Genomic DNA, 22,613 nt, shown 5'->3' with positions numbered 1-22,613 from the left:
CATTAATAGCCCCTAATAAAGGTTAGGATTCCTTCATGAAGGCCTAAAAAAAAGAATCCTCTTACTCTATTCTATATTTTGAAGAGCATTTAGCTTCGGATTAGTTAACAAATAATGAAATACAACTTGATTATGAATATCAGAACTAGCTTTGTTCTGTTTCTTTTTCTTTTTGCCCAAGTACTTGTAACACAAGCCCAGGGCAACGAAGATCTGACTTCAGAATTAAAAACATATAAAATTTCAACAGATGGTGCCGGTAACGAAACGGCTGTTGAAGTATCCGAAATACAGCCCGGCGATACTATTGAATATCGGCTGACCTATACGAATAACACAGAAAATAGTATTTCAAACTTGGTACCTACCCTGCCCATTCCTGCAGGCGTGCAATATCTTAGTGATACTGCCGAACCTGCATTAAATGCGGCAAGCCTTTCTTCAACTGGTAATAACTTTCAAAAACTACCCATAACCAGGGAAGTAACACAGAAAAATGGCGAAGTAGTAGAGCAGGAGGTTCCTGCCAGTGAATATCGACGACTACGATGGGCCGTTGAATCTCTGGAGGCTCAGGGATCAGTGACATTACGTGCACGGGTACAAGTAAACGATATAAACTAATATAAATCACAACTATAACAAGCACGACTCTTTAAGGTTTAGCGGCTTTCAGTTTCAGCATTTAGGAGTGCGTTTAGAAGGCCCTATCTCAGAATTCAATAAATAACAATCACTAATACAAAATAACTATATGAATACTCAACTTTATTCAGCTCAAAAGTTGCGTAGTAAAATGGTTGGTTTTTTCGCGGTTTGTATGGTGGTGGGAATTGCCATGAGCTTGACACCTAGCGTGTCTATGGCTCAAAGTGGTGATCCCGCAGCCGGTACAACCATTGGGAACCAAGCTTCTGCTACGTATGTAGATAACAACGGTAATACACAAACGGTTACCTCTAACAGTGTGGAAACAACGGTACAGCAAGTAGCGGCTGTTACTGTTTCATCAGGCATTACCCAAACGGTAAGCCCCGGTGGAACCGCTGTATTCCAACATACCATAACAAATAATGGTAATGGATCAGATACCTTTGATCTTTCCACTATTGCATCTTCGAATAATTTTAGTTTCACAAATATTCAGATATTTGAAGATGCCAACCAGGATGGCTCAGCTGACGACCTCAATTCACCAATCACATCTACGATCAGTATAGCAGCAGGCAATACTTATACGGTTGTTGTTAGAGCAGATGTGCCCACTGGTGCTACAGATGGACAGTCAGAAACGGTTGACGTTACAGCAACAAGCCAGTTCGATGGCAATGTGAGTACTACTGTACAAAATACAGCAACGGTATCTGAAAATGCTGTAGTAACGCTTAACAAATCGCTGGATACAAATAGCGGTGATGTCGGAAATCAAGTTACAGTAACGTTAAACTATAACAATACTGGTACTTCTGATGCGACAAACCTAACGATCAGTGATCCTCTGCCTGCCGGCTTTGACTACGTTTCTGGTTCTGCGCAGGTAAATTCTTCCGGAGTTACTGATGGCAATGACGGCGACAGCTTTACTTATGATGGCTCGGGCAATGGCGGCGACGGTTTAATTACTGTTGACGTTGGTACCTTTAGCCCCGGACAAAGCGGCAGCATAACTTTTGATGTACAGGTTGCTACCGGTACTGAAGGACAAACAATCAGTAATACTGGAGAATTGAACCATGATGACTTGTCCACATCACAAACCACTGCTCCAGCTAACTTCACCGTTAATGAAGATTACTCCGTAACTGACGCTGGAACTTCTACGGTATCAAAAGGACCGGTTGCGCAAGGTTCAGCCGTTGAGTTTGTGAACACTTTTAAGAATAACGGCAGTTCTGCAGATACGTATAACATTGTGTTATCAAATACGGCGAATTATCCTTCCGGAACGTCATTTCAACTGTATGCGTCTGACGGCAGCGGAAACAAAGCCGGACTACTGGGTGATACCAATGGCGATTCCACCCCTGATACCGGTCCGGTAAGCCCGGGAAGTGAAGTTCAGGTAATTGTACACGTGCAGCTCCCATCTGGGGCTTCAGGAGCGGGACCCTACAACCTTACCAAGACGGCTACTTCTGTGAACGATCCTTCAACGTCGGTACAAGTAACCGATCAAATAACAGACATTACTGCAAACACGGTTGATGTAACGAACAATCAGGCAGTAAATGGAAGTGCTCCCGGCGAAGGCATTAACCCGACCGGTGAAAATAGTCCTGTTACAACCAACACTACGAACCCTGGTACTACAACAAGCTTTACACTGTTTATTAACAATACCAGTTCAGTAGCTGATACTTACAATCTTGCTGCCAGTACCGATAATACTTTCGGTTCTATCACGCTACCTGCCGGATGGTCGGTAGAATTCCAAGATTCTGGCGGAAATCCCATTACCAGTACCGGATCTATTGCATCGGGTAGCAACATGGAAGTTACAGCTGTTGTAACAGTACCTGCTGGTGCTGACTACAGTGCTCCGCAAAGCATCTACTTCCAGGCACAATCATCTTCAGGCGCATCTGATGTTAAACACGACGCGGTTGATGTAAATGCCGTGCGAAGCCTAACACTCGTTAGTGACCAAACCGGTACTGTAAGCGCAGGTGGTTCCATTACATACACTCATACACTTACCAACACTGGTAATGTTGTAGAAAATGATGGAACGAACTCAACACTACAGCTGGATCTGTCAAACTCTGAGACAAGCGGTTTCCCTACAAAGGTATTTTACGATGCCGATGGTAGTGGCACTATCAACAGTGGCGACCCACAAGTTACAACTGCCAGCAACGGTGCGGCAGTTCTGCCAAGTGGTGTAGGAGCCCTGCAAAATGGAGACCAGATACAGCTGATTGTACAGGTTCAGCCTGGTGCAAACGTAGCCGATGGTACATCCAACACTACGACGCTTAGTACTTCAGATGACGGTTCAGGTCAATCGGTTGGCGGCACAGGAACCGGAACACTGAATGTTTCTGTCAATGATGTCACCACTATACAGGCCGGTGATCTTGCTATCAATAAATCACAGCGTATTCAAGGATCCGGTAACCCATACGGCACAGCAAACTTAAATGCCGATCCCGGTGAAGTAATTGAATACCAGATTGTGGTTACCAACCAAGGTTCTGCACCGGTAAACACTGTTAATGTAACCGATAACATTCCCAGCTATACTACCCAAGATGGAACAGTATCAGCTAGCAGTGGTAGCGTATCACCATCTGTCGATAACGAACCCGGTGATGGAAATACTGGGCCAATTGAGGTAAGCGTTGGCAGTCTTGCGCCCGGAGAATCGTTTACTATCGAATTTGCTGTACAAATAGACAGCTAAAAATCTTGTTCCGTAGTGAGGAGGGTGAAGCCTCCTCACTTCTTTTCAGCAACTTAAGTTCAATCACATTTAGTGCGTAAACTATTCCCATATATCATATTTATGGTAGTGGCTTTGGCTGCTTCTACGGCTGTGGCACAACAGTCCCCCGCCCCGAATACGCACATTAAAAATAAAGCATCCGGCTATTTCACTATTCCGGGGAATACAGATACTGTACGTGTTAGTTCTAATGAGCTAACAACCATTGTCAACAAAAAAGAAAGTGTCGTAATTGGGCCTGACCATAATGTGGTTGAACGCAGAGGACAATTACGCACTTTTACCCACACCCTTTCCAACACAGGTAACACTGCCTCTACCATTACCGTGACAGTCAGCAACGGTAACAATGATGACTTTGACTTTGCCAATCTATCAATAAAACCCCAATCTACAAATCAACCTCAGCCTAAAGCAGCTTCGTCTGCAGCCCCACAAACCCCTGTATCCAGCTCTACAGTAACAATTAATCCCTCCGATACTGTTAGTTTTAAGGTTTCAACAATAGTAAACAATTCTGCAAAAGCCGGTGATATGGGTAAAATCATTATACAGGCCCAAACCCAACAAAATCAGGTTCTGTCACAAACCACCAACACGATACAGGTCTTACAGGGACCAACTATTAGCATTCAAAAGCAAGCTATTCAGCAAAACCCAGAACCGGGAAAAATTTTGACCTATCGTATTACTGGCGGCAACAATGGCGACCAGGTTGCTAAAAAACTACTAATTTCTGTTGATGGTAATTCTCAAAATAAAGTTGTAGTTCGGGATCAGATACCGGCTAACTCTACTTTTCAACAAATAGTTGATGCCGATGGCGGACAGCCGTTGTATCACCTTATCGGGGAACCGGAATTTACTTATACTACCCAGCGACCGACAGATCTCTCAAAGGTAGACGAGTTTGCTATTGCCTTTGATGCTTTACAGCCCGGCGAACAATTAGATATTCAATTCGATGTTTCTGTCAATGATAATGCTGCCGGAGTGTTAGAAAACACTGCTCAACTTAACTACAACGATCCCATCAACAGCAATAATAAAAATAACTCTGCTCAAACTAACACCGTACAAACTTCCCTGCCTCAAAAACAGGCCAAGCTGAACTACTACATTGATAATTCGTATTCTGATACAAGCTATGCTACACAGCTAGGTGATAATCTGCATCTGCAAGCAAGCGCTGCTGGTTGTAACGCTAATTTTGCAACACAAGATACGTCTGAAATTACGCTGACCTCCAAAAAAACTACGGACACCGAAACATTTGACGCTATAGAAACAAGCAACAATAGCGGTTATTTTCGCATCATTCCCAACGTACCTACCCGTGATGCTTCCAACAACCCAGTCAATCAGGATAATGGTATTTTCGAAACACTCAGCAACGATGTAATTACGGCCACCATGCCACAGTGCAACAACCAAAAAAGTACAACTGCTAACATTGTTGTTGATCCACACGGTGTTGTTTTTAACAGCCAGACAGGTGAACCGGTATCCGGTGCTGAGGTTACTCTTATTGATGTTACCGGAAACGGCAACGGCGGCAACCCCGGCGCACCGGCTGATGTATTTAACAAAACCGGTAATAATGAAATTAACAGCACCCAAACGACTTCCGAAAACGGACAGTTCAGGTTCCCTTATGTAAAGTCCAGCACCTATCGTATTGAAATTTCACCGCCGGCCGGATATCAGTTTCCTTCACAACTGTCTGCTTCTGAACTACCATCTGATAAAACCGTCCGGGAAGAAACTTCTTTCGGTAAAGAGTTTGTTTTTTCACAACCGGGAGCTATTACCTTTGATACCCCGCTCGATCCGTCAACCGACGGCACGCTCTTTATCGAAAAAACAGCCTCAACCGAGAATGCAGAGATAGGCGACTTCGTTAATTATGAAATTACCGTGGCCAATAATGCATCATCCGTTGTCAGGGATGTACGCGTGGAAGATATGCTTCCCTTTGGATTTCGCTATGAAAAAGGGACCACTCTCCGTGACGGATCACCCATTGCAGACCCTGATGGAGATCAAGGACCTTCACTGACTTTTAATATTGGTGATATCCCAGCCAATGGATCGGTAACGCTCAGCTATCGCGCATTGTTAGGAACCGGTGCTATGAAAGGCGACGGTAAGAATACGGCCGTTGCTGTTAGTGATCGGAGTATTCAAATCCAAAGTAACCAAGCTCAGCATACTATTGATGTACGCGGTGGCGTGTTTACGGACAAAGGCTACATTATCGGTAAAGTATTTGCCGACTGTAATGAGAACGGTGTGCAAGATCCCGGTGAGCTTGGCGTTCCGGGTGTGCGACTATATCTCGAAAATGGTTCATTTGTAGTTACTGACAGCAACGGACAATATACCTTCTACGGTATAAATCCGAACAAACATATTCTCAAGCTTGATAATTACTCATTGCCTGAAGGCAGTAAGCTGGGGGTTTTGGATAATCGTCATGCCGGTGATCCTTCAAGCCGCTTTGTAGATCTAAAGAAAGGCCAAATGCACCGTGCTGACTTTTCGGTTTGCGACTGTGATGAACAGACACACAAGCGAATAAAGCAACGACAGAAAAAATATTCCTCGTCCGCCAACAGCGAAATTGGTTCATCCGTTAGTAAAAAGATTCGCGTTGAAGACAATCGCAACAGAAGCAATAGGAAACGAGCCAAAGCCAGTGGCGTTGTCGGCAATACTAAAACTCCAGAGCTTAAAAACTCTGATGAGTCCACAACGCCTAAAACAAATATTAAAAGCGATACCACTGCTGCTGATTCAACAGTAAAAAAACAGCTTACGCTCGAAGAGGCTATGATCCAAGAAGAGGCAGAGCTCGGTTTTATTGGCCTTCAAAATGGTGATACGCTGCGAACCGCACAGCGCCGAATATGGGTAAAAAGCAAAATGGGAGCTTCCTTATCTCTTGCTGTAAATGGAGATACGCTGCGTAACGATCGGATCAGTAAAAAAAGCTCCCTTTCTCAGACTAACCTGCAGGCTCAGGAGTATATTGGGGTTAAGCTTTCACCCGGCAAAAATACGCTTACACTCACCGAAACCGATCCCTTTGGAAATCCAAGAGGAAAGAAAGAAATAACCCTCTTTGCCCCTGGCAAGGTTAAACAAATTGACCTGGATGTTCCCGTCAATGATGTGTCTGCCGATGGTACTTCTGCAGCAATCGTACAGGTTCAACTGCTTGATAAAACGGGCATCCCGGTAAGCTCTCGTGTTCCTGTTACCCTGGATGTTTCGGCCGGCCAATGGAAGGTTAAGGATCGGAATCCAACGGAACCGGGAACCCAAACCTATATTGAAAATGGTAGCCAGCGACTTAAGCTTCAGTCTCCCACGGCACCACAAGACGTAAAAGTACGGGTGGCTATAGGCGCACTTGAAGAAACAACTACTGTTAGCTTCTTGCCCGACCTGCGCCCCCTTATTGCAGCTGGTATTATTGAAGGGAGTATTCGCCTGAATGACGGCGCCAGTATTGTTCCCGCCCACAGCGCTGACGGTTTTGAACGTGAGCTGAAATCACTCTCCTATAAAACCGGTAATGCTACAGCCGATGCCCGGGCAGCTTTCTTCCTGAAAGGTAAAATTAAGGGAAATATGCTACTGACGGCTGCCTTTGATTCTGAAAAAGATGACGATGAGCTGTTCCGAGACATTCAGCCGGACGAATTTTATCCGGTCTATGGAGAGTCTTCCGTAAAGGGATATGATGCACAATCCACGAGTCGGCTTTATGTTCGGGTTGAGCGGAAAAAGACATACGCACTCTATGGTGATTTTGAAACGCAAAAACGTGATCCCGCTAAAAGTCTTGGCGAATACAACCGAACTCAGACCGGTCTTAAAGTTCACTATGAAAAAGACTGGGGCAAGATCAATGTATTTGGAAGTCAAGCATCTTCACTGCAGCGTATTGAAGAATTTCGCGGACGCGGTATTTCAGGTCCCTATGAGCTGCAGAGCGATAATATTTTGGTGAACAGCGAACGAGTCGAACTTATAACACGCGATCGCAATCAGCCGTCGGTAGTTATTGATCGTAAAAAGCTGACTCGCTTTCGGGATTATGTGATCGAGCCATTTACAGGTAATATTATATTTAACGCTCCGGTGCGCAGTGCGGATGAAGAACTCAATCCCATTTATATCCGCGTGACTTATGAAGTTCAAGACGGAGGCAAGGATTATTGGATTGGCGGAGCTGACGGTCAGTTTAATATTACTGATTCTTTTACAATGGGCGGATCGTTTGTTGAAGATCGTAATCCCGAAAACAACTACCGACTCAAAAGCGTCAATTCAACAGTTGAATTCGGAGAAAATACCCGCCTTATTGGCGAAATAGCTGAAAGTACCACTGAGCAAGATGGGGATGGGCGCGGCGGCCGCCTCGAGCTACAGCATCGAAGCAACAAAATAGATGGACGCCTTTTTGCCGGCCAGACAAATGAGGACTTTGTGAACCGTTCCTCACAGCTTGGGCAAGCACGTACAGAGGTAGGCGCACGAGGATCTATAGAGCTTACAAACTCAACAAATCTAAAAACAGAGCTTCTTTACAGCAGTAACGACACTCTTAATACCAACACCACTGGCGGCTTAGTCAATGTTCAGCGACAATTTACGCCCGATATCCGCGGCGAGCTGGGCGTACGCTACTCCGACCAAAACCAACCCCAGGGCCAGGATATAACCAACAAAAACATCCGCAGTAAATTAACGGTGGGGGTTCCCAAAGTGGATGGAGCTACAGTATTTGGTGAATATGAGCAGGATGTAACGGAGTGGGACCGCCGGCTTATTGCAATGGGCGGAAACTACAGCTTTAAAAATCGCGGCAAAATTTATGCCCGGCACGAATTTGTCTCCAGTGCTTTGGGACAGTACAATCTGGACGGTAGCCAACGTCGCCAAAATACGGTTGTTGGCCTTGATGCCAGCTACATGCAAAATGGACGAGTATATAGTGAATACCGTGTTAACGATACCTTTGACGGACGTAGTGCACAGGCAGCTATCGGACTCCGAAATCGCTTCGAAGTTCGCGAAGGCTTAGGTATTACTGCAAGTCTGGAGCGCATATATAGCCTCTCTGGAAATGCCGGCAACGAAGGTACTTCTATTTCTACTGCTGTTGATTATACCACCAACCCTCTTTGGAAAGCTACTGCTCGCGCCGAGGCACGTTTTAGCAATAACGCCAACAGCTATTTAAACACCCTCGGATATGGACGGAAAATTAGTCCCAATTGGACGTTCCTCGGTAAAAATATCTTTAACTTACAAACATCATCTAATGCCGGCACGGCCAATCGCATTCAGCAGCGGCTACGGTTTGGTTTTGCTTACCGACAAGCAGACCAAAACCGCTGGGACGGACTCGGACGCTACGAGCTAAAATATGAGCAAAACGGGCAATACGGCGGCGACTTTAACCGACTGGTCCACATATTTTCTACCAATGTAAACTTCAACCCCAATGCCGACTGGACACATTCCGCTCGTTTTTCTGCCAAAAAGGTAAGCGAATCATCCGCACAGTTTGACTCTAACAGCTTAACCATGCTGATGAGCGGCCGCACCATGTACGACATTACGCGTAAGCTCGACGGCGGTGTTAATGCCAGCTTTATGACAGATGCCGGATTCGGCAGTAAAGATTACGGAGCCGGCTTTGAAGTAGGGTATGTCGTAAAACGCAACCTGCGGCTGGCCGTAGGATTCAACGTATTCGGATTTAACGACCGTGATCTGGCCGCTTCTAATTATACCCGCAAAGGCGTTTACCTAGGATTCAGCTACAAGTTTGATGAGCGCCTTTTCCGCGGCTTAACTCCCGATGCCAGTAAGCGCCAGAAAAAACTATATGACACCTGCAACAAATGTAATAGCCCCGAACAGGTACAAGAGGTAATGCAACTGCCAGAACCTGAAGTTGAAATGCCTGGCATCCAACCCATAGAATTTGAAGCTCCGGAGTTTAAAGTTAACAAACATAAACCACTGACAACCTTACCCAAAGACATCCACTTTGCCTCTGATGCTGATACGCTCAGTAATGCATCCAAAGAAATGCTGCAGCTGGTTGCAAACTTTTTGAATAAACAAGAAGAGTTTACACTCGAGATCATTGGTCATACCGACAGCCGGGCATCATATCAGTATAATCTGGGGCTTTCCAAACGCCGGGCTGAGTCGGTACAAGAATATCTGGTATCATTGGGCGTAAATAAAAACTCTGTGGAGTTCGAAGGGCTTAGCGAATGGCAATCGGAGACAAGCAAAGAAAGTGATATGATAGATCGGGCAATGAACCGACGTGTGGAACTGAATTTTGAAATCCCTAATGCCAATGTTCGATTTATTCCTCAGCTTAACGACTTACAAATAAGCAGTGATACTGGCACTGACATTGCTAAATTAGATTACTTATTTAATACTGAAATTACCGCCGTGCCCGACCGTATTCATTTCAAGGATGACACATTGAGTGCCGCATCTAAATATCTGCTGCAGCGTATTCATCTGGCATTATCGTACTATCCCGAAACATCCGTTACTTTTATGATGAATAACAATCAAACGGAACAGCACAAGCAACAGCTAAAATCATTTTTGCAACAGGCTGGCACAGATATGAATCGGGTTGACATACAACTTGACACGGGTGGTACCAATAGACAAAGCGAAGAAATGGTCGTTGTAAAATACAGCGGAGAATCTCGACTCTCTCCCATCAGCCAAGATCATAATATCGGATTAGAACAGGATCAGTCCGTAAAACCAATCTTGTCTAAGCTCTTTAAACTGTTAAGCAAACGCGAGGATCATTTGTTAATATCATCGTCTAATCAATGAATGTACTGAAAAAGACATATCAAATTTTTGGAATCTTGCTGGTTGCATGTACCCTGGGTGCTACCCTACAAGGACGAGCCCAAGGCAACTATCAGTATGTCAAAGAAATTACAATAAATGGCTCACAGGTTCAGGGTTCGCATACGAACTTTCCCCTGTTGATCGACATTACCGATGCCAACCTACAGGCTAATGTGCAAAATTCTAATGGCTATGACATTATCTTTGCCACGGATCCTGATGGCAACAATGTTTTAGACCATCAGATAGAAAGCTACAATGCAAGCAATGGAAATCTTGTATCCTGGGTACGTATCCCAAATCTAAGCAGCAGTACGACCATCTATATGCTTTACGGGAATGCAAGTGTAACTTCGGATCCGTCAACTTCTAATACTTGGGATAACAATTTTAAAGTTGTTCAACACTTTAATGCAAATAACCTGGCCGATGCTACAAATAATGCCAATAACGGACTGAATAACGGTACTACAAGTATTCTCGGTAAGCTAGGAACTGCACGTGACTTTGATGGTAACAGCAATATTGAAATTCCCAACTCCCCCACCCTGAATATTAGCGGCCCCATAACTATCTCGATGTGGGTTTATAATGAAGATACAAATGGTGGCTGGTTCCCATTGCTACTTTCAAAAGGGGCATACAACGAATCGTATTCTGTAGCTGATTATTATGGAAATAATTACAGTTTTATATTAAATGGAAGCTATTTCCAATCTAACACATCTTCTTCAACAGGTAGTTGGCAATACCTAACATTTATCAAAGACAACAATGGACGTAACATTTATATTAACAGTTCATTGGATGCCACTGACGGGAATTCGCCACCTATACAATCCAATAATAGTGTTTTAAAACTTTCTGGTACTGGCGCACTTGCTTTTGACGGCCGACTTGATGAAGTTCGCATCTCTAATACAGCGCGCTCGGCAGACTGGATAGCAACACAGTATAATAACCAAAATAACCCGGAAAACTTTTACACCCTGGGATCGCAACAGCAGGTACAAAACAATGGTGTTGCCGTTACTAAAACGGTTAATAATGGTAATCCAGAGGAACAAGAAACAATTACCTATACCATCACTGCAGCAAACGATGGAGAAATTCCGGTCAGCGGCGTTGAAATTGAAGACAACCTTCCCCAAGGGTTAACGTTTGTATCAGCCACTGCCAGCCAGGGAACCTATAATAATACGTCCGGTAATTGGGATATTGGAAGTTTGCCTACTTCAACAAGTGCCACATTAACTATCCAGGCCGAAGTGCAATTTGGCCAAGAGGGCAATACCATTACCAACACTGCATCACTGTCAGCCATTGATCAAACTGATGAAAATGCAGCTAATAATAGTGATGATGCTCCCATATCAGTACAGTTCAGCGGCAGCGGTCCCCCGCCAAGCAGCTGTGACGGATTACCCACCCTTACATTCCAAAATGGTTCTCTGATATCAGGAAGTTCAGGACAGGTCGGTGCCGTTTATCGATATGACAATGTATTAACGGGAACATATGCTACTATCACTATTACTGACGTTAATAACGCAACATTAGAAAATCCCGATCAGTTTACCGGTAATAATGAAGCAGCGTTTAAGCCCATTATTTCCAATAATTATGGGCAAGGGCATATCGATTTTGAAATTAAATTTTTTGATGCAGGTACAGGCACCCCCAAAACAATAGATCGCTTTAGAGTATCGGCTACTGATGTTGACGGCGATGGTGGCAACAGGCATGAACTAGTAGGATTTGCATCAAGTGCTTCATACACTCTTGGGACAACCACTTTATTAAATACCGGTTTTGATGCTCCTTTTGACATTTTTGAACCTCAAAATAACGACAATTTTAGCGGGTCGGATCCTTTAGATTATCCTGAAGGAATGGTTTCGTTGGAGTATAAAAATGTTACTTCATTTCAACTAAGAGGAGGAGTCGTAAACTATACCGGGTCGGGTCCGGCCGCCGAGCGTCAATTTACTGTTGATTTTAACCCCTGTGTCCCGGAAAGTTTTCCCAATAACCCACAACCGGTTCCCAACAATGCTGATGTAGGCGTTTCCAAAACAGTCGACAAATCCAATCCTGATGAAAATGAAACTATCAGCTACACTATTGATGTCCAAAATTACGGTCCGGAAAAGGCTACCAGTGTGTTAGTAAAAGATCCGCTGCCGAACGGCATTACCTATAGTTCAGCATCCGCCACAAAGGGTACCTATAACCCAACAAGCGGCGAATGGGACATCGGAGATATTCCGAACGGTAACTCTGAGACACTAACTATAACGGCTACAGTAAATCAAGGTACCGCGGGCAACACCATCAACAATATTGCGCGAATTGACGGGCTTAACCAAACTGATCCCAATACTGGTAATCAGCAATCGAATGTTGAAATTAATGTAACCTCGGGCGTTAAAGTAAGCGGTACCGTCTTTTCGGATAACAACCATAATGGGACTAATGAATCAAGTGAAAGCGGTATCTCGGGCGTAACAATTGTATTGCTCAACACCAATAACACAACGTGCCAAAGTGTACAAACTGACGGCAATGGCAATTATGAATTTAGCAATATTCCGACAGGCAACTATAAAGTAGTTGAGGCTGCTAATGAAAGTACTCCTGCTCCTGGCAGCTGTCCTCCAACAGCCACCGACCCATCAGGTTACGTATCAACCACGGCCAATACCAAACCGATCACCGTTAATAACAACCCCATCATACAGCAGTTTGGTGATTTTGAAGGCTCGAAAGTACAGGGCATCGTTTTTAATGATAACGGTACCGGTGGCGGAACGGCCAATGACGGCTTACAAAATGGGGGAGAAACGGGCATTGACGGTGTGACTGTCGAAGCCACTGACAACAGTGGAACAGTTCTCAAACAAACCACCACAGCCGGAGATGGATCATATACAATGTTTCTTCCTGCCTCAACTGCGCCTGACGGCAGTACAATCAAGATAAAAGAAACCAACAAAGCAGGCTTTCTTTCGGTAGCGGGAAATGCAGGCACTACCGGAGGGAATTATGACCGACCAAATGATGAAATTAGCTTTACAAATAATACAGGTACCATATATACCGGGCTGTTATTTTCTGATGTAAACAAAAGCCTGCTGTACACCGACGGACAAAAAAATCTGTCCACCGGCAGCAGCGGTACTTTTCCACACAAATTTACAGCTAAAACGGATGGGGATGTCACCTTTTCGATTCAATCTACCAACAATCCGTCGAGCAACGACTTTTCTCCAATCTTGTATCAAGATAATGATTGCAATCAAACAATTGACAACGGTGAACCTATCTTAACAAACTCAGATATCCTTTCAGTAACAAAGGGTCAAACCGAATGCCTGCTCTTGAAAGTTGTCGTACCACAAAATGCAAGCAACGGAGACACCGGTACTCTCACCTTAAATGCTTCTTTTACATTAGCGAACACCTCTCCGGTCGTCCAGCAGACTGCATCGCGAAATGATGTTATTAATGTCACCGAAAGCAACAGTGGACTTTCACTCAGCAAATCGGTGGATAAATCCCAGGCTTTACCGGGAGAGCTGATTACCTATACTATCACCTATAGCAATAATGGAACGCAACCGATCAACTCACTTGAAGTCACTGATAACGTTCCTGCTTACACGACCTACAGCTCTTCTAACTGTAATCCTGGCTCACTGCCCAACAACTTAACCGGTTGTAACACAACGTCTCCGGGCGTTGGAAATACCGGTACCATTACGTGGACATTTTCCGGCAGCTTGCAACCCGGCGAAAGTGGAACCATAATCTATAAAGTGCAAATTCAAAATTGAGCGAAAGTATAAATTCTATTACAGAAAATGAGTGTCATATTTTTGTTATTGATGACAGTAAATTTCACAACATTATCTTAAAAAAGATGCTCACTGCTAAGGGTTATGCCGTCAAAACATTCACCAATGGATTTCATTTGCTGGAACAGCTGCAGCAGACAGAAATGAAGCCCCATCTGATAATATCTGATATTGAAATGCCGGAAATAGATGGTTTTACCTTATTTGAAGAGATAAAAAACCATTCGGGTATTCAAAATATTCCTTTTATGTACATTTCATCACTCAGTCCTACTGAAGTAAACTCTAGAGTGGAAGCCACCGGTGCAGAGGGATTCATCCAAAAGCCCATTAGCAAGAGTACATTTTGGGACACTATTAATCAGATCATTTTTAGCTGACAGAACTGTAAAACACCTGTACTACTTGCTCATAAATTTTAGCCACCCTCTTTCATTCTGCAATTGCTCAGCTTGTCGGCGGCGTAATGATAATTTTGATACTACTCTCCGCCATTGCTCTGCCAACTTGTGGTTTCCCTGAAGTGCAAGCTCATGAATAAACAGCAGATACTCGTCAACATACCGCTTTCGGGGATTTACCTGCAGGAGCTGCCTTCCATATTGCTCAACTAATTCCCAGCGCTCTTCTTTAATTGCTTTTTTAAGGGTACGGATTTTTATGTGGTAATTTGTTTTTGCAAAAATTACAGAGTCCGGCCAATAATTCTGATAGCGCAGCTGTCTGTAAATATTCCACTGCCAGTCATCCTGCCGAACCTGCATGCCCGGCTTAAGCAGTGAGTCCTGTTTGGGATTAAAAAGCTGTCGTGCTTTTCGCAAATATTGACGAGCCGTTTCAATATCACCGTTCATGGCAAATGCATCCGCATAAAGCAAATGCTGCTCTACCGTCGTATCCTGCAAAGCCGCCACTCTGTTTACCTTGTCGAATTTGCCGGCAACCAATTGACGAAAACTCCATTCTATTTTCACAGACGCTACACTGTCGGCGGCGGCCAGCGCATCATCCAACGCTGCTAGTGCCTGGGTTGTATCATGACTGGCCATTAAAAACCGGTACTCATCCCAGCGTGCTGCAAAATTAGATAGCACGTGAGGACAGGCCTGCTCAAACAGTGAAGGAATACGAAAGATACGACTGGCCGTTTGTTGATCCGCAGAATCAACGGATATTGAATCTAGGTGCCGGTGCCAACCGTTGGCCAGTACCTGCCAGTCTTTACCGTACGAAGCAGCAATATCTGCTGTGCGGTACGCCTCTTTAAGCAAGGATATAGGGTACTCATTCATCAAATAACGGATAAACGAACCGCTGGTAATATAGTTGACGCCCGACCGTCCGCCATAAAACCCCAGCAGAGAAAAACTATGCTGCAATTCTTTAGCTGTCGGATAAGGCTGCTCTGATACCACAATCTGATCGATGGTAGAAGTGGAAGAGGAACCACCATCAATAGCAACGGCTAGTCCTTCAATCAGCCCAATACTCCAGCTACCATTAAACAGTCTGTTGCCAAATCGCTTGGCCAGTACATGCACCAGCTCATGCTTAAGGCTACTTTTCGTTTGCTGCTTGGCAATATGCAGCTGATCCTGTTGCAGCCAAATGGGGACATAGCTGGTAAATTTAGCTCCCACCAGTTCTTTCTTTTGCCAGGGATGTCCGTACAGGTAGCTTTCAATTTTGTTGCTCTTACCCCGAGACGGCAGGGTCAGAGCATCGGTAATTTGCTGCAAATAAAATTCATGCTCAGCAGCCAGCTTATTAATTTCGTATTCGCTATATAGCCGTTGATCGTAATATAGCTCAAAATGCTCGGTCGTTTTGTGCCCGCCTAGCTGCTCCTGAATATATGAGCGAGGAGTAAGCACTCCCTGCTTGGTAAGCTGGGTATATCCAAATAGTAACGCTATTGCTGACAAACCAACGATCCATTGCGCGTACCGCTTTTGGCTAAAAGCTGGAATATGCCACAATAAAAGTATCCAAGATATGGTAAGTGCCCGAAAAAATACCATTGGTTTTGTGAGTTTTACCGTCTCATCGTAAATGGGTCCCGGCCACACGCCCCACACATGATTAAAAAAATACACTTGGGGATAGTGGAAAAACTCATACAAAAATATGCCAATACCCAGGGCAAGAAGGATTGTCGTTAACAGCAGGCGGCGAAAGGAAAGCTGAAAACTCCGTAACAGGCGGCCAATAGCATATCCAAAATACACACCGGTTGGCGGAAAAAGCAACCAGAATGCAAGACCGTGGATGCTCAAGCATTCTGTAAGTATAGCATTTACTAATAAAGGTAATCCTGCCAGAAATAAATAGCCGATAATCCGAAGAGCGGCTCGAAAATCAGCATTCGGATTCCCGCGACATGCTCGAAATCCACCCCAGAAACAACCGATCACTGTAGCAAGCATCGCCGACTCGATATGGAGATCACCCAAAAGAGGAATAAAAAGCAAGACCACTCCCGTTGCTATAGTCAGGAAATACGAGAGGTAATTTTGTGTTACTTTTTTTGGCATTATTCAAGATCTGTAAGATATGAGGCCGTAATCGTAAAACGAAAGAAGCTAGAAGTAAAATGTTAAAAATTAAAGCTCATCCTTTTTCTGCTTAATCAACCTATGCAAATGCTTTTAGCAGGTACTGGTTCTAGCTTCTCACATTCCCGGCTATCTCAAACACGCCCAATACACCCAGTAGATGAGGACAAATTGTAGCGGAAGTCGAGCTATAGTTATAATAGAATACCACGAGCTGTATCCTGTTTTTTCTATCGCTTCTATTGTCATATTAATATTGGCCGGGAATACTGCAATGAGTAGCAAAATCAAACCACCTCCGGCCCACAACCTCGTTTCTTGAAACAGAATTCCTATGGCCCCCATCAATTCCGCCACACCGCTACCATACACCATTGCTAAATGCCAAGGTATATAATCCGGCATAATCTTTACAAAGACCTGCGGCCTGATAAAGTGCAAGAGGCCAGTAACAACAAAAGCCGTGGCCATAATATACCGATGAATTTCAGGCTGTAGCCACATATTCAGGCGTTATTTTTGGAATAGCGTGGACAACACAAACCAGATGTTTTCTTTTCGTTCCATCAGGCGGCGCTTGAAATAGGGAAACCACATAGTGCCAAAGGGTACATAAATACGGGCGTTGTATCCGTTTGCCACAAAATCTTCCATAGTTTGTTGGCGCAGGCCATACAACATCTGGAATTCAAAATTATCCGGTGATATATTTTTTTGATCAACATAACCTTGTACCCAGTCGATAAGCTCATCATCATGAGTAGCTATACGGGGATAAGGTGTTTTTTCGAGCAATACCTTGGTGTATTGCTTGAAGGCTTGGCGAATATCGTCCATTTTCTGCAGTGCTATATCTTTGGGTTCGCTGTATGCCCCCTTGCACATCCGAACATCGGCACCCATCTCTGCCAACTCTGCGACATCCTGTTCTGTACGGTACAAATAGGCTTGCAATACAATGCCTACATGACTGCCGTATTCATTGTGTGCCTCCTTAAATAAATCAATAGTAGGCTGGGTATAGTCAGAGCCTTCCATGTCAATACGGACAAACTGATCAGTTTCGCGAGCAGTATCCAACAGCTCAAACAAATTATTGCGGCAATACTCCCGATCTATATCAAGCCCCAGCATAGTGAGCTTAATAGAAATAGTACTGTCAAGACCCGCCTCGTTAATATCATTCAGCAGCTTTATATAACTTCGTACCGTATCATCTGCGGTGGCACGATCATCCACATTTTCGCCCAGTAGGTCGAGCGTTACGTGAATACCCTTGCTGTTAATTTGTTCTACTTTGGGGATGGCCTGATCAAAAGATTCTCCCGCCACAAATCGTTTCGCGAGAAAAAATGGTAGTTTCATGGTGTGGTAATTTTTATCAATCAAAATAACTGCAAAGAAAATAATGAATTGCGAGCATCTCTCCTACTGATTTACGGCAATTTGCGCTCCCGCTGTAACACTTTTATCTCCCTATCGTAAAGGGCTATTGTTAGCTACTTTCATAAATTAAACTATGCACCACATACCATGAATAAACGAAGAAAATATATCAAACAAATCGTAGTCGTTTTTACGTTATCATTGCTCGGGACCTTACTGTTAATGACCCCCGCCAAAGCATCCACCAACAAAACGATTAAGACAACAGATGTAACGACAGCAGTCCAAACTGGCGACCACTACATTCAGCGGTACCGTTCAACTGGATTTTAAATAATACTTTGAATGAGGGAAAGGCTACTTGTTTTCATCATCAGTGCTACTGCTTACGTTCCGCCCCGTAACTACCATAATATGCGCCCATGGTTTACCGGGTTCCATAATCCAGGGTGCTCCCTTGCTAGCCGGTTTTTCGGATAAGCCGGTAGTAGTAGAAGTGGCAAAGGGTACATAAATCACATAGAGCGGCGATGCATTTGTTATCGTCCCCGTTTCATAGTCATAACTCCCTTTTGATGCAGTCAATGAGTACAGTGCCATTGCTTTGCGGGGTAACTCCAGCTTGCCGGCCTTAACCTCTGCCCGGCGAAGGCTGTCCACTTTTGCTGTTGATAACCCTTGTGCGCGAAGCTCGCGTCCCCGCTTCATAAAGGGCTCCAAATCTTTGTGGTAGCAGGCCACGTGGAATTCATCATCTCCGGGCTTATCGGCAATGCAAATTAATTTATTACTCCCCTCTCGGAGCTGTATCAATTTGCCGGAATCTTTGTATCCTAAAACGGCTGTACCAGACTGCATTTCATCAGGGGCAGCACTCACTGCTGCAGCAACCTGTTGTTTGGACGATACCTGCATCTCTTGTGCCACCGTGGCACTAGCACTTAATAATAAAATACCGAAGACAACTCCCGCAAATACTCTGGACAAACGTCTCATATCAATATCATTTATAATTTAGGATCCAACACGAAAAGTCCGTTTGATACATCACTGACAATCACCAATCCGCTTTCAAAGAAGGGATAATTGCTCCATGCTCCATCAAAATTTGGTCCATCTCCAGCCGGATAGGTATCAAAATAGGCCACTTCTTTCAACTTTCCATCACCGACATTGCTTAAACTAAGGATACGCAAGCCTGCCGTATAATTGGCTTGGTAGGTCATATCGCCTTTCACATATTGATTGTGGTCAATGGATGTCTGGGCTGATTCATAAGTGCCAATTAACTTGGGGTTATCTAAATCCTGCAGGTCCCAAATATATGTTTGGGTAACTATATTATTTCTATATTCATCCAGCTCATCATCAAGCAAAAAATAACGCTGATCTTCAGTTAACCACCCTTGATGCGCATATTCATTGCCCGGATACGTGCTTTTGGCAACCGTGACAGGTGCCTGCTTGTCAGACACATCGGAAATCATAAAATGCGATTCGCTGGCATTAAAGCACAGTTCCTGACCAGCATAATCAGTATCGGGTCCATCGTACATCACGCACTGCGTATCATGTACATAACCGGGAGAAGTAGTCCCAACCGTTTGGTCCTGATGGTGGCCCACAAGTTGCGGATCTTTTGGGGTGCTCAAGTCCAACATGTATAACCCGCCCCCAAACCTGTCGGATCCTACCACGTAGGCAAAACCTGATTCTTTATTGATGGCAATGTTATGAGCATTACCGAAATCAGTATAGTGCAGATCTTCGCTAAATGTTTTCGGTGGATTACTGATCCCCCGAAGTCTGGTTAAGTCAAAAACTTGTAGTCCATGGGGCTGTCCGTCACTCACTATATAGGCATGATTTTGATATACTTTCAGATCCCTCCACGCCGATTTGTTTTCTGCCTCATTATCATCATGGAAAGCAACAGACGATGTACTGCTTCCATCAACTGATTCCGGCAGCGTACCCACAACCGCAGGATCAGAGGGTGTTGAAATATCTACAAATGTCACCCGATCGGTAAGTGCCACCAGTGCATATTCTTTGCCTGTCTGCGGATCTGTCCATCCCCAAATATCATTAAGCCTATCCCCGAGTAAATCATTAGCTGAAACGCGGGATACCAGCTCTACATTTTTACAGGGATATTCGATGTCCGTGGATTCTTCCAGGCAGCCTTGTTGTTTGGCAATAGCCTCTTCCTGTTTATTTTCTTGCTTATCCGCCGTTGGCTGCTCAGAGCAAGAAAAAGCAATTAACGCAAAAACAATTATCAATAATATTTTTTTCATGAGATAAAAAGGTTTCACATATATTAAACCGTACTTATCAGTGTAGTACGGAGTAACCATTCATGATCTTTCAACCCGATAATGTATAAATAATAAATGAAGGGCAACAACAAGACTCTCCATTAGTCAGTAAATATCGGCTAGATAAATCACTCAAGTACGAAGCGGAAGGTAATGGTGCCCCACTGTGATTGCTGTGGTACACCGGGAGGTAATCGTGAAAAACGCCAACTGCGAAGGGTCTTCATCACTTCACGCTCCAACTCAGGATTCATTTTTTTCAGTGGAATAATCCGTCCCACCGTGCCGTCGGGCTGCACTTCAAAACGGATGGTGATTGTTGCTTCGGCATCAGTCGTATTAGTAGGCAGCGGCTGTACCATAGGGTTCCGTTCAATGTCACCTTCCCACTTCAATTCATAGGGGGCTGACTTCTCCTGCTCATTCCCGGTTCCCTGATCAGCATCAGCATCACCGGTATTTCCTTCTTCGTCACCGCTGTTCTTTGCTCCTTGTTGTTGCACCTCATCCTCTTCAGTTTTGGGAGGCACAGTAACTTCTTGCTGCTGCTCGGTCGAATTTTCCTTCTTTGGATCCACTTTGTCAGTTTCGGGAGTTTTGACCTCTTCTTCCTGTACCTGCTCCTCTTGGTCAGACAGATCCACTTCTTTTGTGGTTTCTTTCGTTGTGGATTCCTGTTTTTCGACGGGATCCGGTTTTTCAGGTTCAGGCTTTTCAGGTTCGGTTTCTGATGGATCGGGACGCGTGGCAACCTGTTCAGCTTTCTCTTCGGCTTTTTGTGTTGGCTTGCCGGATTTAAATTGCCCGAATTCTACTTCGATAAACGAAGGCCGAACATTCGTTTCTATTGAAAAAGTATAAAACACGAAAAACACAACAAGCGCTACATGTACGCCTCCCGTAACCGAAAGGGCAAAACGATCTTCGTTATTTAGGCTGGGTAGCTGCATTACGCATCTCTATCTTGAAGACTGCTCGGTAGCCATCACAATTTTAAGCTCCAGGGCTTTGGCAATATTCATCACTCGCACGGCATTATCAATAATCGCTTCTTTATCTGCTCGCAACACCATTGTGCCCTGTGGGCTTGATTGCTTTGCATCGCGAATGGCCGATGATAACATGCCACTACTGGTTAATTCACCATTTACATAAAACTCACCATCATTCGTTACCGCAACAGTAATAAAATCCGATTGTGTTTGCGCACCAGTCTCTGCTTTGGGGATATCCACTTTGATACCAAAATTGGTAACAAAGGAGGATGTCAACAAAAAGAAAATAAGTAGCAATAGCACAATATCTGTCAGTGACGACTGTGAAAACATCGTCAACGGTTCCATGCTATCATCATCTTTGCGAAAATCCATTATCCTACCTTCGTGCGTTCTTTTTTACTTTTGCTTGACGGCGACTGTAGCATATCAATAAAATCAGCCGAAGCATTTTCTAACTCGTGAACCATACGATTTATTTTTCCGAGCAAGAAATTATAAAATCCATAAGCAATAATACCGACAATTAGTCCCGTAGCCGTAGTAATGAGCGCTTCCCATATACCGCCCGCCAGCACACTGGGGTTTACATTCCCCTGCAGCGACTGGATATCCATAAATGCCTCAATCATACCGGTTACCGTTCCGGTAAAACCGATGAGCGGCGCTACACCGGCAATGGTCGCTAACCAGTTCATCCGCTTCTCGAGATGATAAATTTCTTTTTTGCCGGCGTTGCTAAGGGCATCTTCAATATCACGAATAGAGCGACCCAGCCGACGGATACCTGCTTTAAAGATTCGGGGCAGTGGTTTATCAATGCCATCGCAATAGGTAAGTGCTCGTTCCCGATCACCGTCTTTAAGCATCTCCCCAACGGTGCGTAAAAATCCGTCAACTTCAATACGGGCATTATTGAGTGACCGCCACCGTTCTGCTATTACATATATAGCTACCAGCGATAATATGAACAGTGGAATCATCAGCACTCCACCTTCGGATAGCAGCTCAAACATTGACATATTATCTTGCTGGGCTGCCAGACTCAATGAATCTGCAGCCGCAGCGGTGTCGCTTTGCGTTTGTATCAAAAAGAAAACGAATAGTTGCATAAGAAAAATCTAATAACTGTTCAG

At 44.3% G+C, this 22,613-nt stretch carries 14 protein-coding genes; 6 read left to right on the top strand and 8 right to left on the bottom strand.

Annotation, left to right across the window (positions count from 1 at the left end; translation table 11 throughout):
* Positions 1-132 precede the first annotated feature (132 nt).
* The 5 genes from LX73_RS07585 (at position 133) to LX73_RS07565 (ending at position 14,600) form a co-directional block, all read left to right on the top strand.
* Positions 133-624 (top strand): DUF11 domain-containing protein, encoded by a 492-nt coding sequence (locus LX73_RS07585; protein ID WP_170245621.1) that lies wholly within the window; start codon positions 133-135, stop codon positions 622-624.
* Between the two features lie 130 nt (positions 625-754).
* Positions 755-3,403 carry a beta strand repeat-containing protein gene (locus tag LX73_RS07580; protein WP_148898881.1) on the top strand — a complete coding sequence of 883 codons (2,649 nt, stop codon included), beginning with the start codon at positions 755-757 and terminating at the stop codon, positions 3,401-3,403.
* Positions 3,404-3,475: 72 nt separating this feature from the next.
* Positions 3,476-10,342 carry an OmpA family protein gene (locus tag LX73_RS07575; RefSeq protein WP_148898880.1) on the top strand — a complete coding sequence of 2,289 codons (6,867 nt, stop codon included), beginning with the start codon at positions 3,476-3,478 and terminating at the stop codon, positions 10,340-10,342.
* Positions 10,339-14,199: a DUF2341 domain-containing protein gene (locus tag LX73_RS07570; protein WP_148898879.1), complete on the top strand. Its 3,861-nt coding sequence runs from the start codon at positions 10,339-10,341 to the stop codon at positions 14,197-14,199. The genes LX73_RS07575 and LX73_RS07570 overlap by 4 nt, the downstream gene beginning before the upstream one ends.
* Positions 14,196-14,600, top strand: coding sequence for a response regulator (locus LX73_RS07565; protein WP_148898878.1), 405 nt, complete (start codon positions 14,196-14,198; stop codon positions 14,598-14,600). The genes LX73_RS07570 and LX73_RS07565 overlap by 4 nt, the downstream gene beginning before the upstream one ends.
* Before the next feature lie 21 nt (positions 14,601-14,621).
* Here the strand turns inward: LX73_RS07565 and LX73_RS07560 are convergent, their stop codons facing one another.
* The 3 genes from LX73_RS07560 to LX73_RS07550 all read right to left on the bottom strand — a co-directional run bounded on the left by LX73_RS07560 (position 14,622) and on the right by LX73_RS07550 (position 18,140).
* Entirely contained in the window at positions 14,622-16,754 is a 2,133-nt protein-coding gene (locus LX73_RS07560; RefSeq protein ID WP_148898877.1) for a hypothetical protein, read from the bottom strand.
* A 150-nt stretch (positions 16,755-16,904) separates the two neighbouring features.
* Complete coding sequence (locus LX73_RS07555; RefSeq protein ID WP_148898876.1) at positions 16,905-17,279, bottom strand: DoxX family protein; 375 nt, start codon at positions 17,277-17,279, stop codon at positions 16,905-16,907.
* Positions 17,280-17,288: 9 nt separating this feature from the next.
* Positions 17,289-18,140: a proline dehydrogenase family protein gene (locus tag LX73_RS07550; RefSeq protein ID WP_148898875.1), complete on the bottom strand. Its 852-nt coding sequence runs from the start codon at positions 18,138-18,140 to the stop codon at positions 17,289-17,291.
* 168 nt (positions 18,141-18,308) lie between these two features.
* Here LX73_RS07550 and LX73_RS07545 point away from each other — a divergent pair, with 168 nt between their 5' ends.
* Positions 18,309-18,494 (top strand): hypothetical protein, encoded by a 186-nt coding sequence (locus tag LX73_RS07545; RefSeq protein WP_148898874.1) that lies wholly within the window; start codon positions 18,309-18,311, stop codon positions 18,492-18,494.
* A 24-nt stretch (positions 18,495-18,518) separates the two neighbouring features.
* On the opposite strand, the gene LX73_RS07540 is transcribed toward LX73_RS07545, so the two are convergent.
* The 5 genes from LX73_RS07540 to LX73_RS07520 all read right to left on the bottom strand — a co-directional run bounded on the left by LX73_RS07540 (position 18,519) and on the right by LX73_RS07520 (position 22,589).
* Positions 18,519-19,157 (bottom strand): hypothetical protein, encoded by a 639-nt coding sequence (locus tag LX73_RS07540; protein ID WP_211359386.1) that lies wholly within the window; start codon positions 19,155-19,157, stop codon positions 18,519-18,521.
* A gap of 11 nt (positions 19,158-19,168) precedes the next feature.
* The gene (locus LX73_RS07535) at positions 19,169-20,461 is read right to left on the bottom strand and encodes a choice-of-anchor B family protein (protein WP_148898873.1); all 1,293 of its coding nucleotides are present in this window, start codon (positions 20,459-20,461) and stop codon (positions 19,169-19,171) included.
* A 149-nt stretch (positions 20,462-20,610) separates the two neighbouring features.
* Complete coding sequence (locus LX73_RS07530; RefSeq protein WP_148898872.1) at positions 20,611-21,432, bottom strand: energy transducer TonB family protein; 822 nt, start codon at positions 21,430-21,432, stop codon at positions 20,611-20,613.
* Between the two features lie 9 nt (positions 21,433-21,441).
* On the bottom strand, positions 21,442-21,852 hold the full coding sequence (locus tag LX73_RS07525; protein ID WP_148898871.1) for an ExbD/TolR family protein: 411 nt from the start codon (positions 21,850-21,852) through the stop codon (positions 21,442-21,444).
* Positions 21,852-22,589: a MotA/TolQ/ExbB proton channel family protein gene (locus LX73_RS07520; RefSeq protein ID WP_148898870.1), complete on the bottom strand. Its 738-nt coding sequence runs from the start codon at positions 22,587-22,589 to the stop codon at positions 21,852-21,854. Before LX73_RS07520 ends, LX73_RS07525 begins: the two co-directional genes overlap by 1 nt.
* Between the last annotated feature and the right edge of the window lie 24 nt (positions 22,590-22,613).

This window comes from Fodinibius salinus, from assembly GCF_008124865.1.
In the GTDB taxonomy this organism is placed as follows: Bacteria; Bacteroidota; Rhodothermia; order Balneolales; family Balneolaceae; genus Fodinibius; species Fodinibius salinus.
Note: the sequence above shows the minus strand (reverse complement) of the source record. Positions and strands in the feature narration are given on the sequence as shown.